Here is a 13,532-nt window from a genome sequence, read left to right on the forward strand (position 1 = left end):
ATGGCCGACGCGCCCGCTCCCGCCTCCTACGTCGTCACCTTCGACGAGCAGCTGCCCCACCCCACGGACCCGGGTCACTGGATGCGGACCGGGCGGACGATCCGCGTGACCTACGCCCCGGGCGGGCAAGTCGTTCAGGCGATCGACGCCCAGGCCGTACCGGGCGGCCCGTGGGAGCCCCTCAGCCCGCCCCCCGCCGAGCCGACAGGAGCCGCCTCGTGACCTCCATCGCCATCTGCCTCGTCGCGCTGTTCACCTACCTGGCGTTCTACACCCTCGTCACGGAGGTCTGCTCCGTGCTGCGGGCCCGTGCCAAGCCGCCGGCCTGCCCCTGCCAGGGCTTCCCCGCCTTCGCCGTCGACCATGACGGCGAGGCCCGCCTCTTCACCCCCGCCTCGCCCGAAGCCGCCGCCAGGAAGGTGCACTGACCATGGTCGCCACAGTGACAACCACGCCAGCCACGATCGAGGAGCAGGTCTACACCGAGACGACCTGCCTCATCCTCCAGCCGGCCGGGCCCGGCGGCCCCGAGGTCCTCGGCGAGCCGATGCTCACCGGCGGCCGCTTCCGCGTCCGCACCGTCGTCCACCCCGACGGCACGCGCGAGACCCTGACGGTCGACTACCAGCGCCGCCCTGACAGCCGTTGGAGCCGTCGGAAGGTGACGAGCCCGCTCGACCGCTCCGCTCGCGATCTCGACGACGAGTGCGAGGACTGAGCCCGATGGACGCCTTCAACCCCTACAAGATCTCCGCCTTCTGGACAGGGATGGCCCTCGGGATCCCGATGCTGGCCACGGAGCTGGCCGCCGAGGTCTGGGGCACGCGGCCGGAGCCGATCAAGGTGACCAGTCCGGTCGAGGTCCGGCAGGTCGCCGAGTTCACCCAGGTCGCGCAGGGTGATCCGGTTCTGACCACGGTCGGACATGACCTGCCCGTCTACCTGGCATCGGACGACCTGCCGCCGCCCTCGTGGTCGATCGAGGCCAAGACGGCGCTGCCCGTCTGGGATCCGGCGCCGAAGCCTCGGAAGAGGAAGTCCTGACCATGAACCTGCGCACCATCCTGAGCGCCGTCCTGGCCTGGCGCCCCAAGCTGCCGGCGATCGCCCTGCCGCGGCCCCGGCTCGCCCCGATCGTGGACGCCGTCGAGGCTGTTGCCGGCGGCGCCGTCGAGGGCATCTCGGCTGCGGCAGGGACCGCTGTGAGGGCCCAAACCCGACGCCCGCGGTTCGCCCTCGACGCGGCGCTCGCCATCGGCGGGGCTCTCCTGCTGCTCGGACTGGTGCTCGGGTCGTCCTGGCACGCCTACCGGAAGGGCGAAGCCGCCCAGGCCGGCGTCACCGCCGCGTGGCAGGCCAAGGCTGTTGCCGCGGAGGCCCTGGCGAACGGGAACGCCGACGCGGCCGGCCGCCTCCACCGCGCCGAGGTCCGCCTCGCCGCCGAGGTCGACAAGCACGGCCGGGACAACCTCGCGTCGGACGCCCGCTACGCCGAGGCCCTTGATGCTGCGCGCCGGGCGACCGAATCCGCAAAGGCGTCCCGGGTCGCGTGCCTGCCCGCGGGCAGGGGGAGGGCCCGCCCGGGTCGGCCCCCATGACGCGGAGCATGCGCGACGCCCTGGGCGTGCTGCGGAAGGGAGTGAACCCATGACCCGGATCCTCACCCTCGCGGCTCTGGTGGCCGCCCTCTGCCTCGGCGCCTGCGCGACCAAGGTCGACACCACCGCCTCCGTTGCCCCGCACGTCGAGCCACCCTTGGCGCCGCGGCCGCGCCCGTCGCGCCCCCGCCGCCGACGGTGGTCAGGCAGCAGGTCCTGGTCGTGCCGCAGGTTCCTCTGGCGTGGAGGAAGTGCCCCGACGTCCCACCGGTGCTGGCCGACACTGCGACGCAGGACGAGCAGACCGTTTGGACCCTGGACACCCGGTACGTCGCGCAGGCCTGCAAGGCTAACCTCGGCTCGATCGACTCCCTGCTGACCAAGGCCGAGGCCGACGCGAGGCGCAGCAGCAAATGACCCCCGCGGCCGCCCTCGTCGCCCCGGCGTGCTACGCGGCCGAGCCGGCTCCGCTGGTCCGGCCCGAGGTGTATCGCGCACTGCTGGGCGAGCCGACGGCGGCCGGTCCCGCGAAGGCCGACGTCGCCGCGGCGATCCAGGCCGTCACCCCGCTCCGCCGGCGTAGGGGCCACCGGTGAGCCCGGAGGTCGCCGCCGTCCTAGCTGCCGCAGCTGCCCTCGTCGATGGGCGCCGGCGGTTCATGGAACTGCCCGCCGACCGGGTTCTGCCCGGGGTCTGGGAGGCCGCCTTGGAGCGGGCTGTCCAGGACCTCCGCGCGGCCGCTGCCGGGCAGGATGCCGCCCCGGCCGGGGATTGCTCGTGACGCTGCCCGGCCCCGATCGGCATGCCCTCGCGCGTCAGGTCGACCTGTTGCGCAGCATGGGGGGCTCAGCGCCCGTCCGGGGCTACTCGGCCGACGAGCAGGCCGATGCCCGGGACCGGATCGCCGCCGTGCTGGAGCGCGTCTCCGGCCGGGCCCTCTACGCCCGGATCCGGCTGACCGATTCGCCCGCAAAGGGGGCTCACCGTGTGAGTACCCTTATGGCTTGACCGGTTCAGCGCTGTAGACCGACGCAGCATCGTAGGTGACGGTGAGCTTGTTCCCGTCGGGGGTCCCGTCGAAGCGCAGCCCGAGCCCATGTAGGCGGCCATCAGCGACCCGAGCGTCGCCTTCCCGGTCTTGCCCTGCTCAGCCGAGATCACCGTACGCGACGATAGGCCGGCCCGACGGGCGACATCGTCCTGTGTGAGGTTCAGGAGGGCGCGCGCGGCGCGGAGCCTGTGCGGGGGTCGGGTACATGTCCGGATCGTGCCACGGCCGAGGATTCGGCGGAAGGGCCGTCTTTCACCTAGGCTGAATTTGCTTCGGTTACGGCAGCCCATGTATCCTAGGCATGCAGCCGATTCGGTGAACGAACCCTTACCGAAGGCGGCCCCCGGGACTGCCATCCCGGGGACCTGGTCGACCATCCGGAGATCACCCGAATGCCCGAGCCCATCCCCAGCAATACCATGGACACCATGCTGTCGCGCCCCCTCGACGTGCTCGGCGTGACCAACGTCGAGCAGCCCAGGCCCTCGCGCTGCGCGCCGCCGAGCGTGCCGCCGAGGCTACCTGGCTGGAGGGGCAGGCCCTGCTGGCCGAGCTCGACGCCGGCCGAGACCCACGCCGCCCTGCGCGAACGCCCGGCCACCTACCACCACGAGCTGCACTCCATGGTCATGGAGCGGGCCTACCGCGCCATGCCGATCGAGGACACCCGCGAGCTGCTCTGCGAGATCGAGCAGGAGCGGGCCGACGCCAGCATGATGGTGATGCTGTGCGAGGCGTTCCGCGCGAACCCCACCCTGTTCGTCCCCGGGGCCCGCCCCGCCAAGCACGTGGCGTTCTACTCCCGCACCCACGACCTCGACGGCTGGATCGAACTCGCCGACGGCCGCGTCCTGCCGTGGCTCTACGCGCCCGGCGGCGTCGGGCAGTCCGCCATCGCCAAGGCCAGCCGATACGTCGAGGGCACGCCCGGCGTCGACCGCGCCCTCGTCGTCGGAACGCACGTTCGCCCCGGATTCCTGCTCCCCGACGAGCTCACGTTCGTCTGCCTCGCCGTCGACACCGCCGCCCCCGTCACCCCCGGTCCGAAGGTCGCCTGATCATGAACGCGCTGACCCCCGCTCTGATGGGCGCCCCCGTCCAGACCGCCACGTCCGTCCAGGCCCTGTCGTTCCGGTTCAACCTCCGCCCGCTCACGGTCATCGTCCGCGACGGCGCGCCCTGGTTCGTCGCCAAGGAGGCCTGCGCGGCCCTCGACATCGCCAACCACCGCGATGCCATCCTGAAGCTCGACGCCGACGAGAAGGGGGTCGCCTTAACCGACACCCCTGGCGGCCCCCAGGAAGTGTCGATCATCAGCGAGAGCGGCCTCTACACGCTGATCCTCCGCTGCCGGGGCGCCACGACCCCGGGCACCGTCCCGCACCGGTTCCGGCGCTTCGTGACGTCCGAGGTCCTGCCCCAAGTCAGGCACCACGGGTCTTACGGGGCGCCCGACCTCGACGACAACCAGACCTTGCGTCGCCTCCTCCTCGGCAAACTGGAGGAGGTCGACAACCTCCGCGCCATCGCCGCGGCGGAGCGCCAGGCCCGGATCGAGGCCGAGGACGTGGCCAGCCTCTCAGATCAGGAGATGCTGGACATGGGCAGGGCCCTGACGGTCGTGACGCACCGTGCGGAGGCCTCGGCGGCCCGCGTGGAGGTCCTGCAGCCCAAGGCGGTCGCCTACGAGCGCATCGCCGGCGCCCGGGGGTCGAAGACCGTCACGGACTTCGCCCGCGACACCCGGCTCAAGCCGAAGCGCGTGTTCGAGCTGCTGGACCGGCGGGGCTGGATCTGCCGGCGTAACAGCCGTGAGCCGGCCGCAAGGGGCCGTGGATGGCCACGGTCTGGGGGCAGGAGCGGGGTTTCGTCGAGCACGCCATGGGTGCCGTCGACGTCGCGGGCAGCGTCGTCGAGACCCGGCAGCTGGTCATCACGCCGGCTGGCCAGCGCGTCCTAGAAGACGAGCTCGCGCAGGGCCGCCTCGATCTCCGCCGGCCGAAAAAGGGCTGAGCCATGTGCGGGGGCGGCCCCGCGCCGCCCCCGCCGACCGATGTAGCGAAATGATACTGAACCGATATTTGCTTCCTTTCGCCCTAGAAGCCCTCGAATCCCTCGGGCGTGGTTTCGCCCTCTTCGAGCTTTCTGGGCGTTGTGGGCGCCTCGCCCCGAGGCTCGGCAGCCCGCGGGGCGGCCGGGATCCGCAGCGGCTCCAGGGTCCTGTAAAATCGCCCCTCAGTGCGGATCCATCCTTCGCCGCGCGCGACGATCGGTGACGTCGTCGCCGGGCCGTCCGGCACGATCGGGTGCCCCGCGACGTGGCCGACGAGGCACGGCAGCGACGTCCCGGGATACACGCTCTCGATCCACGCATCGATCGTCGGGGCCTCGTTCAGCGTCCTCGCATCAGGCTGCCAACCGCTCTGCAGAAGGTCCGCATCGCGGGCCCTGTCAGCCCGGCGCTTGGCGATCTCGGCGAGGGACAGTCGTCTCGTGCGGCGCATGGTGGATCTCCCTGCAGGCATGGTCGGCTTCTGGCGTGAGAGGCACCAGGCCTCAGCTGACCGGGCACGGGAGCGGGCCTCGCCACCTGCGGAACAGCACGCCGTCGTGGAACATCGAGCCGGACGGCAGGATCAGCAGGTCGGTATCCAGGTCGACGGGGTGGCCGCCATTCGATACGCATGCGCTCGATCGCACGCGCCCGCGGGACAGCCTGACGTTCTCGCAATCGAGCCCATCGATGCCGAGACCGCCGCCGGGCCCGACCACGATGGCGTAGACGTCCTGGCCCTCAGCCGGACAGTAGACGCCATCCTCGGGCAGCAGCCACGTCTCGTCTGCAGCGGCAGGTGCAGCGAGTACGGCCAGGGCGAGGGCGAGGGCTACGGAACGCATGAGGTACACTCCACATGAGGGTCGAGGCACCAGGCGCTGCCGTCCTGCTCGAACCAGGCGCCGGCCGCGGCGGTGAGGATGCTGCCGTCCGAGAGGCGGAAACCCGGGCGGTCCAGGCTGTATGGGAACCGGACGGCCCCGCCCGGCCGGGGCACGCCGACGAGGGGGAGGCCCCGGGCCCAGGCGTGGACGTCCCGGGACCCGGTCCGCAGGCAGCGCAGGCGGGCCGCCTCCGAGGCCCGGAGCGTCACGCCCGAGAGGGCGATTTCCGCGACGTGGTCGACGACTCGGCCGCCCTCGCGGACGGACCAGCACCGGCGATGAAGGTTGCGATAAACATCAGCCACCCTTCTTGTTCTTGGCCTTGGCCGCCGTGCGCTCGGCCTCGCGCACTTCATGGCAGGCATCGCAGAGGATGATGTGCCAGCCCCCTGGCCTGTGCGTGCCCGGGGCGCCGCAGTGCTCGCAGACTACGACGGACAGCGTCTCCAGCGCGGAGCGGATCAACTCCAGCATTTCGATATCGACGTTGTTCTTGCCGCTCATGTACCAACGCAATGACGCAAACTTGCTCTTGAGCTGCGTTGTCACGATGCCGTTCAGGACACCGTGAAACCGCATGGTAGATGCGCCGGCGCAGGCAAGCTCTTGCCATGGCACGCCGACTTCTACCGTTCCGGATGGGAATAGCTCGCCGTATTCCGCCCACATGTGCACGCACATGTCGCCATGGTCCTCATGGACGAGGCCGCCCCCGGGGAGATACCTATCGGAACGGATGGCCACGTACCGCTCGGCGATCTCCGCGACGACGTCCATATGCCTCTTCGTGTAGGCATGAGGCGGCCCGTCCGAGTATGTCTTGCCGTCGTCCCCGGTGTCGCCGGGCATGGGCGGCGTCAGTCCTGTGCAGGCGAGCCGAACGAAAGTTTGGCCCTCCGGCGTGGGGTGCCGGACGATGCGCAGCGCGGGTTGGCTGCCGTATCGGAGTTCGAGGTAGCCGCGTAGCTCGCGCGCGGCCCGGCGGGCACGGTGATCCATGTCGGCCTCCTCAGTGCGCGAAGCGACGGTCTGAACGAAGCGCGACGAGATGCTCGATGGCGCGGCGGAGGGGACGGATCGAGCCGCCGCGCCAGGACGAGAGGCTGTCGAGCTCAGCCGCGTCTAGGTCGCCGAGCCACCTGCCGTCCCCCATCTCGGACCTCATCTTTTCGATGATGCCTCTGGCGATGATCGGGAGGTCCTGCCGCCGGGGGCCGGGGATCTCGACGACCGCGAAACGGTCGAGCAGGGGGCCCCGAAGGCCTGCAACGTCGTTGGCAGTGGCAACGAGCGACACACCGCTGATGTCGACGACCCCATCGACCCCAAGATCGAAGAAGCGGCGGCGGGCCGATAGTTCGCCCACGGCGACGATCGCCTCCCTAAGGGATCCATTGTGCCCACCCGTCGCTCCACTCTTGTCCAGTTCGTCGAGGATGACGATGCCATCGCCGGACTGGTTATCGACGAGGAGCTGCGTGAACAGGCTGAGCCGAGCCGTAGACCATTGCTTCGACGTTCCCGAGATCGAGGAGTCCGCGATCCCGGCGCATCCATAGACCACCGTTGGCACGCCCAGGCCTTCGGCGATGTCCCGCGCAAGCTCGGTCTTTCCCGTTCCGGGCGCTCCGACGAGGAGCAGGTTCGGGACGGCTACGGTGTCCCGCCCAGCGAGCGTACCGAGAATGCGGGCGATCTGCGTCGCGAGCCATGGCCGCCGCGCCACGAGGTGCTCGCCCAGTACGGTGATGTCTGGCATGCGATGCAGCGGAAGGGCCTGGCCGACGAGTGCCCGCGCGGCGCCGGCCGGCTTCTTCGATTCGAGAGCTGTGGGCAGCACGACACGCGTGGGATGCCGCGCGTCCACGAACCCTGGGACAGGGCTGTCGTCTGGGATGACACGAGCATCCGTATACTTATCCTCAGGGGGATCGGCCGCACGGAGCAGGCTCCTCCGGCGGGGCGGCCACGCTGGCGATCATCTCCATGACGCGACGGGCGGTCGATCGCGTCAGCTGCCAGGACGGGATCAGCTCAAGGTCGATCGGCGGGACGATGTCGCGCTGGCAGAGCGCCACGCACTGGAGCATCGTGACGGCGATCTCGCGCACCGCGACGGGATCGCTCTGCGCCACATGGGCGTAGCTCTGCAGTGTGTCGCTCAGCAGCGCGACGGCCCGGGCGGCCGCTTGAGGGTCAGCCAGCATTGCGCCGTAGAGCGTTGCTCGGTCGGCGATCTCGCCGCACAGGTCCTCCAGCGCGATGTTCGGATTGAACTTTCCTTCCTGCAGCGCGAGGGCCTCGACTTCCTCGGCATAACGGGGGCACGGCTCGCTCCCGAGCAGCTCCAGGCCGTCCTTGAGCGCATCTGACGAGCTGCTTGCCGATGGCCGAGTTCAGGAGGTCCGACGTCCAGCGTCGGGCGTCTTCCGTCACCGTCCCGCCTGCGGGCATCGCGCCGGCGAACAGCTTGTCCCAGCGTAGGGAAGCCATTCGACGCGTAGACGATGTCGCGCCGGTAGTGCTCCTCGCTCTCCTTGAATGCGGCCTGTCGGGCAGCGCGCCGGACGAGGCGCTGATAGTCGTCGGATGTCGTCACGGGGGAGGCTCGCTGGAAACGGGTGGGCACGCGCAGGCGGGCGCCGAGCATGGCTCAGGCGGTGCGGGCTATCCGTTTTAAGCAGCGAGCGAGGGTCACGGGGGTCGTCCTTCCGGTGAGCCTCCACCATGCCCGGGGCGGTCCCGTGAGGCAATCGGAAGTCCCAGAGAAGGTTAGGTTTTCCCTTGACGTTGGGAGGCCGGGCCGTCCCGTTCCGAATCGCTCAGAGTGGTATCCGCGCGAGGTTGGACGGCGAGGAGCGGCCGATGGCGGATACGATCGAGGTGCGGCGGCACGGCATGGCGCTGCATGCGCTGCCGTTTAAGGTCCAGTCCACCTTCAGGCGAACCGTGTTCGAGGCGCGCTCGGGGCGTGAGGAAGCCGTTGCCGCCTTTGCGGCGGTCGGCGTCACGGACGTGGTCCTCCATACGCTCGACCTATTTGACCTCGTCGCGGCGGGGATCGCGGCCCTTGAAGAGGAGGATCGCGCCGCGGCCGAGATCGCTCTGCTCGGGCAACCCATCCAGTCCGGGCCCGCCGCGTTGATCCGCGAGGTCATCGCCCGCGGGCGCGCCAGCGGCCTCGACGACACCCAACTCGCGGGCGGGATCCTGGTTGTCCTGGAGAGCCACGGGTTTGTGCAGAGGGACCCGGCCTGATGGGCGAGCTCACCTTCTTCGTCTGCTCGGCCGGGTCGGCCGTCCTGCTGCTGGGCGTCCTCGCGACGGGGATCCTCTCGGCGCTGGACAGCTCTGGGGAGGCCCACCCATGAGCCGCTCCGCACCTTCAGCCGACCTACTCGCGCGGCTCGCCCGGCGGTTCGCGGGATCCCCCGGCCACGCCGCCTGGCGCGCTCGGCAGACGTGCCCGGATCGCCGCCTCGACGGCGGCCGCGGCGACGTCGGCCTCCCGGCCGTGCGGGAGGACCTCGCGGGTGAGGGTGCGCCCCGTGCTGGGGTCGGCGACGATCACGGTGGACCGCTCCAGGCCCACGAGCACGCGCACGCTGAGCTCGACGCGCTGGCCGCTGCCGGGGCCGTCCTCGACGGGGTAGCGGTCATCGAACTCGACGAAGCCGGCCGGTCGCCGCGGGGGCTCCATGCCGACGAGGAGCCGGATGCTCGCGGGGTCGTACTGGTCGTCGGGCATGCCACGGATTCTCGGCCCGCCCCCACGGAGAAGCAAGCCCGGCACGTGCCAGAGCACGTAGCCGGCGAGGCGGGATCCCCGGCCCCGCGGGGCGGGCACACTGAGCTGGCGCTGGAGCGCCTGGCCGTACGGGACGCTCGAATCCGGACGGGGGCGGCTCTGCCTGCCGTGTGGTCGGCCTACAGCTGAGGGGAGGGGACGATGAGCGATTGGAAGGATCGCCAGCGCATAGCTGGCAGCATGGATCTGACGCTGTTCTGCGTCCATGGGGCGGCGATGGGCTTGAAGCGCGCGCGCCGGGACCTGGAGGTCGGCGTTCTTCAAGCTGCCAGCCCTCGCGAGGAGCGGGCACTGCTGAAGCTCGCCAGCGATGCCGAGGACGTCGAGAGGCGTGTCACGGCCGCGATGTACCGGATGGGCACCCGGCGCCGCGCCAAGCTAGGCACGAAGGTGGAGGCCTGACCATGCGGATTTTCACCGAGACACCCCTCCGCCTGGTGCCGCCCCGCGGCGTGGTCATCTCGCCGGACTGGGACCGCCCGCCGGCGGCGCCCCGGCCCGATGACGTCGCGGCCCTCCGTGCACGTCTCGTCGCCGCTTTCGCGGGGGAGACAGTCCGGATGCTGTCGGCCTGGGTGTCGGAGTGCGAGCCGGCTGTCGTGCACGGGCCCGACGGCCTGATGCGCGGCTTGGCCCTCGCCGGGGATCCGGATGCCCGGATCCTGGTGCCGTCCAGGCTCTCGACCCTGGAGGCCTGCGCGGCGGCGGTCACCGGATGGGTGGAGCCTGTTTAAGGCAATTCCAGAAGTTGCCTTAGACAAGCGCCCTGAAGCGCTCCGCCGCGCCGTAGGCGGCGCGGAGCTCAAGGTAGGTATCATGCCGCATGGGCGCGGCGCTACTTCCCCTTCGTGCGTGTCTTGATCAGGGGCTTCCTCGCCTCGGCGAACAGACACTCGATGCGCTCGGCGTGCTCGTAGCCGAACGCGCCGCTGACGAGCTCGGGCCACAGGATCACGTAGGGATGGCCAGGGGACCGCCTGGCGGTGTCATGAAGCTTGGCCAGCAACTGGCATATCGCCAGCACGTGCCGGTTCGTGATGCGCACGCCCTGCTCGATCGGCTCGCCATGGCCAAATCTCGCGAGCTCTCGGCGCCATGTGGGGCGCATGGGGTCGATTGGATCGTCGCGCTGGGCCCTCACGCCCTCCAGGGCTTCCTTCATTCGCTTGCGGTCCTCGCTCGTCAGGTGCCCGAAGACCCGACGGCCGATGGCCTCGTAGTCGGCCGGCCCGAACAGATCGTCGATGGCGTCGAGGTAGAGGCCCGACACGCGTTCGCGATGGATGGATCCGAACGCCCGGAGCGCCCGCCCAAAGTCGCGGTGATTCAGCAGGGGGACGAGGGCCACGCACGTCTCGCGCAAGTCGTCGTCCGTGACCTCATCGTCCCGCTCGCCGAGGCCGGGCAGATCGATCCGGTTCTGCAGGATGCAGCACAGCCAGTCGTCGGACTGATCGCCGTAGTACGAGGCCCTGGCCGTCCGGATGGAACGGGCGAGCATGGCCCGCTCGTCATCCGTGAGCGCCGCATATACGGCACCGCCGATGTCGTGGGGTGGAGTAGGCATGGGTGAGATCCCCCTGTTGCGTTGCGCACGAGGTTCGCCGCCGCGCATCGAGAGTCCACGACGAAGGAGGTCCGTGGTTAACGGGGCAGGCCTCCATCCACACGATCGAGCAGCGTCATCAAGCGGCGGGCCATGCCCTGCTGCGCGGCGGCGCTGGGCCTGTGGCCTGAGTCGCGTGACGGCGTTCCGGAGTCGTTCCCCGGCCACAGGTCGGCCACAGATTCGACCCCCTGGGCCACGGATTGCGGACGATGACGGACGATGGGCGACCACGGCGGACCAGCTTGCTCCGCAGGGGAAATGGACATACGAGAGCGAGCGGCACCCGTTCGTCCCCCCGTTCGGGACGTGGGGGTCGCAGGTTCAAATCCTGCCACTCCGACCAAATTTCCCGCTTTTTCTCTGCTTAGTCGTCGATACTCAGCCATCGGCCCACAGCATCGTCGCGCTTTTGTCGCTATAAAGCTCGACATCAGCGGGGCGGGGCGACTACTCCGTATCCATGCTGTCTTCCGTTGGGATGGGTCGGTGCTGACCGAGGCGCAGCGTCAGTCGCTCGTGGCGCTGGCCGAATGCTTTGCAGATGACGGCATCCTGCTCGATGCCCAGAACATCCGTGCCGCGCTGGCCGAAGTGCATGCTGCGGAGTTTCGCGCCGCCTCGGCCGAAACGGACGCCGCGCGCCTGCGCTCGCAACTCGATGATGCCCGCAGACGTGTCGCCTCCCTGGAAGCCGCCGTCGCGGCCAGCGGCTGGCAACGCCGGGCCGAGGAGGCCGAGGGCGAGGTCGAACGGCTGAAGCGAGAGCGCAGGGAGGCGCGGGCCGCGACCCAGGAAATTCTCGCCTCTTTGAGAGAGCAGGGTCAGGCGGCCGATGCGGCCGAGGCCGCCGCAGCCGTGCTGACGGGACGGGTCGCCGAACTGGAAGAGGCCCTGCGCTCGACGCTGTCGGCCATGCGAGGCTGCGTCGCACTCACGATGGGCCTCGACATCGCGTGTAGCGAGGTCTCGCCGTCAGCGCAGAGCGCCGAAGAGGCGAGTGCGGACGAAGCCGAAGAAGCTGTAGAAGGCGATCAGGCAGCCGACGCTCATGGCGCCGAGGCAGCTGATGGTCCTAATGGGCTCACCGCGCGCCAGAACGATGGCGACGGTGAGGGGAACGACGGCGAAGATGAACAGCAGGGTCATCGCGAATTCCCAACCGGGGCGTGACGACCGTAGAGACGGAATGGTTAACGGTTTGCAACTTTTACCATCCGGCCCCGAATGAGGCGGCTCACGAAACCGTCGCTCGTCCGTTGACTATCGCGAAAAGCGGTCTCTAATTTCGCCGCTTCGACAAGCACGGGAGGGAGCATGAGGTCTCTGCGCGTCACCGGCCACGGGGTGGATCTCGGTGAAAGCCTGCGCACCAGGGTCGAGGAACGGATGGCTGCGACGCTGTCGAAATACCTCGACACCCACATGCAGGACGGTTGCACCGGCCACGTCACGCTGCGCCGAGACGGGAGCGCCTATCGAACAGATTGCGTGCTCCACCTCGTCTCCGGCCTGACGATCGAGGCGGTGAGCGCGGCGCATGACCCGAGGGCGAGCTTCGAACAAACGGCGGACCGGCTGGAAACCCGCCTGCGTCGCTACAAGCACCGCCTCAAGGAGCATGCGACGGCCTCCCGCGACGACGCGGCAATGGAGGCGGCCTATGCGGTCCTCGCGGCACCGGACGACGAGGATGCCGAGCCGGAGGACGAGGGCGACGCCCATCCGCCGATCGTCGCCGAGAGCACGAAGTCCCTTCAGCGCCATACGGTGGGTGAGGCAGTTACCGCCCTGGACATGACAGGATCGCCCGTCGTTGTCTTCGTCCACGCTGGCACCGGCCGCATCAACGTCGTATACCGGCGCAGTGATGGGGCGATCGGCTGGGTCGATCCTCCGACAAGCGGCGCCTGATCTCGATCGGGTTGCCAGGAATGGGGCCGGAACCGCTCTCCACGTCCGACACTTGGACAGGAGCGTTTCCGTCTCTGGGGCGGCTACGGCGATCTTGAGGGGGCCGGCTCCCCGGGGGAGCTAGGCGGCGGGGCAACGATCGTTCCATGCCACTTCTCGAGTTTCTGGCCCCCGATGCGGTGGTCTCCCCGATGCGCGCCCGCTCGAAGAAGCAGGTGCTGCAGGATCTGGCGAGCCAGTCCGTGAAGCGCCTTCCGATGCTGTCGGATCGGGCGGTGTTCGAAACGCTTCTCCAGCGCGAGCGCCTGGGCTCGACCGGAATCGGGGAGGGCGTGGCCATTCCCCATGGCAAGCTCGCGGGACTGGACCGGTTGTTCGGCCTGTTCGCCCGGTTCGACCGTCCCGTGGATTTCGAGGCGCTCGATGGTGAGCCCGTCGATATCGCGTTCCTGCTGCTCGCGCCGGAAGGGGCGGGGGCGGACCATCTCAAGGCCTTGGCGCAGGTGGCACGCGTTCTGCGCGAGCCGGGCATGCTCGGCAGCATCCGCGCGGCCCGCGACGAGGCGGCCCTTTACGCGCTGCTGACCCGCAACGCTGCGCCCCGGGCGGCCTGAT

General features: G+C 69.8%; 25 protein-coding genes and 1 pseudogene. 17 read left to right on the forward strand and 9 right to left on the reverse strand.

Annotated features, from left to right (window positions below):
- From ACFQE0_RS14745 to ACFQE0_RS14780, 8 genes are all read left to right on the forward strand, one after another.
- Complete coding sequence (locus tag ACFQE0_RS14745; RefSeq protein WP_378970897.1) at positions 1-222, forward strand: hypothetical protein; 222 nt, start codon at positions 1-3, stop codon at positions 220-222.
- Entirely contained in the window at positions 219-428 is a 210-nt protein-coding gene (locus ACFQE0_RS14750; RefSeq protein WP_378970900.1) for a hypothetical protein, read from the forward strand. Before ACFQE0_RS14745 ends, ACFQE0_RS14750 begins: the two co-directional genes overlap by 4 nt.
- Before the next feature lie 2 nt (positions 429-430).
- Positions 431-718: a hypothetical protein gene (locus ACFQE0_RS14755; RefSeq protein ID WP_378970902.1), complete on the forward strand. Its 288-nt coding sequence runs from the start codon at positions 431-433 to the stop codon at positions 716-718.
- Between the two features lie 5 nt (positions 719-723).
- Positions 724-1,044, forward strand: coding sequence for a hypothetical protein (locus tag ACFQE0_RS14760; RefSeq protein WP_378970904.1), 321 nt, complete (start codon positions 724-726; stop codon positions 1,042-1,044).
- A gap of 2 nt (positions 1,045-1,046) precedes the next feature.
- Positions 1,047-1,598, forward strand: a complete 552-nt coding sequence (locus tag ACFQE0_RS14765) for a hypothetical protein (RefSeq protein WP_378970906.1) — start codon at positions 1,047-1,049, stop codon at positions 1,596-1,598.
- 270 nt (positions 1,599-1,868) lie between these two features.
- On the forward strand, positions 1,869-2,015 hold the full coding sequence (locus ACFQE0_RS14770) for a hypothetical protein (RefSeq protein ID WP_378970908.1): 147 nt from the start codon (positions 1,869-1,871) through the stop codon (positions 2,013-2,015).
- A gap of 175 nt (positions 2,016-2,190) precedes the next feature.
- Complete coding sequence (locus ACFQE0_RS14775) at positions 2,191-2,379, forward strand: hypothetical protein (RefSeq protein ID WP_378970911.1); 189 nt, start codon at positions 2,191-2,193, stop codon at positions 2,377-2,379.
- Positions 2,376-2,606 (forward strand): hypothetical protein, encoded by a 231-nt coding sequence (locus tag ACFQE0_RS14780; protein WP_378975749.1) that lies wholly within the window; start codon positions 2,376-2,378, stop codon positions 2,604-2,606. The genes ACFQE0_RS14775 and ACFQE0_RS14780 overlap by 4 nt, the downstream gene beginning before the upstream one ends.
- Positions 2,607-2,744: 138 nt before the next feature.
- Here ACFQE0_RS14780 and ACFQE0_RS14785 read toward each other — a convergent pair.
- Positions 2,745-3,026, reverse strand: a pseudogene (locus ACFQE0_RS14785) (helix-turn-helix transcriptional regulator); the annotation flags it as partial.
- Positions 3,027-3,041: 15 nt separating this feature from the next.
- On the opposite strand from ACFQE0_RS14785, the gene ACFQE0_RS14790 reads away from it, so the two are divergent.
- Both ACFQE0_RS14790 and ACFQE0_RS14795 read left to right on the forward strand, forming a co-directional pair.
- A complete protein-coding gene (locus tag ACFQE0_RS14790; protein ID WP_378970913.1) occupies positions 3,042-3,707 on the forward strand; it encodes a hypothetical protein in 666 nt (221 codons plus the stop codon).
- 2 nt (positions 3,708-3,709) lie between these two features.
- Positions 3,710-4,609 carry a BRO family protein gene (locus ACFQE0_RS14795; protein ID WP_378970915.1) on the forward strand — a complete coding sequence of 300 codons (900 nt, stop codon included), beginning with the start codon at positions 3,710-3,712 and terminating at the stop codon, positions 4,607-4,609.
- A 136-nt stretch (positions 4,610-4,745) separates the two neighbouring features.
- Here ACFQE0_RS14795 and ACFQE0_RS14800 read toward each other — a convergent pair whose 3' ends face one another.
- From ACFQE0_RS14800 to ACFQE0_RS14825, 6 genes are all read right to left on the reverse strand, one after another.
- On the reverse strand, positions 4,746-5,153 hold the full coding sequence (locus ACFQE0_RS14800) for a hypothetical protein (RefSeq protein ID WP_378970917.1): 408 nt from the start codon (positions 5,151-5,153) through the stop codon (positions 4,746-4,748).
- 52 nt (positions 5,154-5,205) lie between these two features.
- The gene (locus ACFQE0_RS14805) at positions 5,206-5,547 is read right to left on the reverse strand and encodes a hypothetical protein (RefSeq protein ID WP_378970919.1); all 342 of its coding nucleotides are present in this window, start codon (positions 5,545-5,547) and stop codon (positions 5,206-5,208) included.
- Positions 5,535-5,894: a hypothetical protein gene (locus tag ACFQE0_RS14810; RefSeq protein WP_378970921.1), complete on the reverse strand. Its 360-nt coding sequence runs from the start codon at positions 5,892-5,894 to the stop codon at positions 5,535-5,537. The genes ACFQE0_RS14805 and ACFQE0_RS14810 overlap by 13 nt, the downstream gene beginning before the upstream one ends.
- Positions 5,887-6,588, reverse strand: a complete 702-nt coding sequence (locus ACFQE0_RS14815) for a hypothetical protein (protein WP_378970923.1) — start codon at positions 6,586-6,588, stop codon at positions 5,887-5,889. The genes ACFQE0_RS14810 and ACFQE0_RS14815 overlap by 8 nt, the downstream gene beginning before the upstream one ends.
- Positions 6,589-6,598: 10 nt before the next feature.
- On the reverse strand, positions 6,599-7,429 hold the full coding sequence (locus tag ACFQE0_RS14820; protein WP_378970925.1) for an AAA family ATPase: 831 nt from the start codon (positions 7,427-7,429) through the stop codon (positions 6,599-6,601).
- 82 nt (positions 7,430-7,511) lie between these two features.
- On the reverse strand, positions 7,512-7,796 hold the full coding sequence (locus ACFQE0_RS14825) for a hypothetical protein (protein WP_378970928.1): 285 nt from the start codon (positions 7,794-7,796) through the stop codon (positions 7,512-7,514).
- On the opposite strand from ACFQE0_RS14825, the gene ACFQE0_RS14830 reads away from it, so the two are divergent.
- Together ACFQE0_RS14830 and ACFQE0_RS14835 are read left to right on the forward strand one after the other, a co-directional pair.
- Complete coding sequence (locus ACFQE0_RS14830; RefSeq protein ID WP_378970930.1) at positions 7,779-7,961, forward strand: hypothetical protein; 183 nt, start codon at positions 7,779-7,781, stop codon at positions 7,959-7,961. The genes ACFQE0_RS14825 and ACFQE0_RS14830 overlap by 18 nt on opposite strands.
- Before the next feature lie 493 nt (positions 7,962-8,454).
- Positions 8,455-8,847 (forward strand): hypothetical protein, encoded by a 393-nt coding sequence (locus ACFQE0_RS14835; RefSeq protein ID WP_378970932.1) that lies wholly within the window; start codon positions 8,455-8,457, stop codon positions 8,845-8,847.
- 136 nt (positions 8,848-8,983) lie between these two features.
- Here ACFQE0_RS14835 and ACFQE0_RS14840 read toward each other — a convergent pair whose 3' ends face one another.
- Positions 8,984-9,436 carry a hypothetical protein gene (locus tag ACFQE0_RS14840; protein ID WP_378970934.1) on the reverse strand — a complete coding sequence of 151 codons (453 nt, stop codon included), beginning with the start codon at positions 9,434-9,436 and terminating at the stop codon, positions 8,984-8,986.
- 102 nt (positions 9,437-9,538) lie between these two features.
- On the opposite strand from ACFQE0_RS14840, the gene ACFQE0_RS14845 reads away from it, so the two are divergent.
- Both ACFQE0_RS14845 and ACFQE0_RS14850 read left to right on the forward strand, forming a co-directional pair.
- On the forward strand, positions 9,539-9,799 hold the full coding sequence (locus ACFQE0_RS14845) for a hypothetical protein (protein ID WP_378970936.1): 261 nt from the start codon (positions 9,539-9,541) through the stop codon (positions 9,797-9,799).
- Positions 9,800-9,801: 2 nt separating this feature from the next.
- Complete coding sequence (locus tag ACFQE0_RS14850; protein ID WP_378970939.1) at positions 9,802-10,131, forward strand: hypothetical protein; 330 nt, start codon at positions 9,802-9,804, stop codon at positions 10,129-10,131.
- 101 nt (positions 10,132-10,232) lie between these two features.
- Here the strand turns inward: ACFQE0_RS14850 and ACFQE0_RS14855 are convergent, their stop codons facing one another.
- Entirely contained in the window at positions 10,233-10,964 is a 732-nt protein-coding gene (locus ACFQE0_RS14855; RefSeq protein ID WP_378970941.1) for a hypothetical protein, read from the reverse strand.
- Between the two features lie 528 nt (positions 10,965-11,492).
- On the opposite strand from ACFQE0_RS14855, the gene ACFQE0_RS14860 reads away from it, so the two are divergent.
- From ACFQE0_RS14860 to ptsN, 3 genes are all read left to right on the forward strand, one after another.
- Complete coding sequence (locus ACFQE0_RS14860; protein ID WP_378970944.1) at positions 11,493-12,176, forward strand: hypothetical protein; 684 nt, start codon at positions 11,493-11,495, stop codon at positions 12,174-12,176.
- Between the two features lie 144 nt (positions 12,177-12,320).
- Complete coding sequence (gene hpf / locus ACFQE0_RS14865; protein ID WP_378970947.1) at positions 12,321-12,917, forward strand: ribosome hibernation-promoting factor, HPF/YfiA family; 597 nt, start codon at positions 12,321-12,323, stop codon at positions 12,915-12,917.
- A 146-nt stretch (positions 12,918-13,063) separates the two neighbouring features.
- A complete protein-coding gene (gene ptsN / locus ACFQE0_RS14870; protein ID WP_378970950.1) occupies positions 13,064-13,531 on the forward strand; it encodes a PTS IIA-like nitrogen regulatory protein PtsN in 468 nt (155 codons plus the stop codon).
- Position 13,532 lies beyond the last annotated feature (1 nt).

Origin of the sequence: Methylobacterium komagatae (assembly GCF_042661665.1) — a bacterium.
GTDB lineage: Bacteria > Pseudomonadota > Alphaproteobacteria > Rhizobiales > Beijerinckiaceae > Methylobacterium > Methylobacterium komagatae.

Bases quoted from the DNA above. Each gene is read 5' to 3' on its own strand.
- ACFQE0_RS14745 (WP_378970897.1), top strand. From the start codon at position 1: ATGGCCGACGCGCCCGCTCCCGCCTCCTACGTCGTCACCTTCGACGAG.
- ACFQE0_RS14755 (WP_378970902.1), top strand. From the start codon at position 431: ATGGTCGCCACAGTGACAACCACGCCAGCCACGATCGAGGAGCAGGTC.
- ACFQE0_RS14760 (WP_378970904.1), top strand. From the start codon at position 724: ATGGACGCCTTCAACCCCTACAAGATCTCCGCCTTCTGGACAGGGATG.
- ACFQE0_RS14765 (WP_378970906.1), top strand. From the start codon at position 1,047: ATGAACCTGCGCACCATCCTGAGCGCCGTCCTGGCCTGGCGCCCCAAG.
- ACFQE0_RS14790 (WP_378970913.1), top strand. From the start codon at position 3,042: ATGCCCGAGCCCATCCCCAGCAATACCATGGACACCATGCTGTCGCGC.
- ACFQE0_RS14795 (WP_378970915.1), top strand. From the start codon at position 3,710: ATGAACGCGCTGACCCCCGCTCTGATGGGCGCCCCCGTCCAGACCGCC.
- ACFQE0_RS14800 (WP_378970917.1), bottom strand. From the start codon at position 5,153: ATGCGCCGCACGAGACGACTGTCCCTCGCCGAGATCGCCAAGCGCCGG.
- ACFQE0_RS14805 (WP_378970919.1), bottom strand. From the start codon at position 5,547: ATGCGTTCCGTAGCCCTCGCCCTCGCCCTGGCCGTACTCGCTGCACCT.
- ACFQE0_RS14815 (WP_378970923.1), bottom strand. From the start codon at position 6,588: ATGGATCACCGTGCCCGCCGGGCCGCGCGCGAGCTACGCGGCTACCTC.
- ACFQE0_RS14825 (WP_378970928.1), bottom strand. From the start codon at position 7,796: ATGCTGGCTGACCCTCAAGCGGCCGCCCGGGCCGTCGCGCTGCTGAGC.
- ACFQE0_RS14835 (WP_378970932.1), top strand. From the start codon at position 8,455: ATGGCGGATACGATCGAGGTGCGGCGGCACGGCATGGCGCTGCATGCG.
- ACFQE0_RS14845 (WP_378970936.1), top strand. From the start codon at position 9,539: ATGAGCGATTGGAAGGATCGCCAGCGCATAGCTGGCAGCATGGATCTG.
- ACFQE0_RS14850 (WP_378970939.1), top strand. From the start codon at position 9,802: ATGCGGATTTTCACCGAGACACCCCTCCGCCTGGTGCCGCCCCGCGGC.
- ACFQE0_RS14855 (WP_378970941.1), bottom strand. From the start codon at position 10,964: ATGCCTACTCCACCCCACGACATCGGCGGTGCCGTATATGCGGCGCTC.
- hpf (WP_378970947.1), top strand. From the start codon at position 12,321: ATGAGGTCTCTGCGCGTCACCGGCCACGGGGTGGATCTCGGTGAAAGC.
- ptsN (WP_378970950.1), top strand. From the start codon at position 13,064: ATGCCACTTCTCGAGTTTCTGGCCCCCGATGCGGTGGTCTCCCCGATG.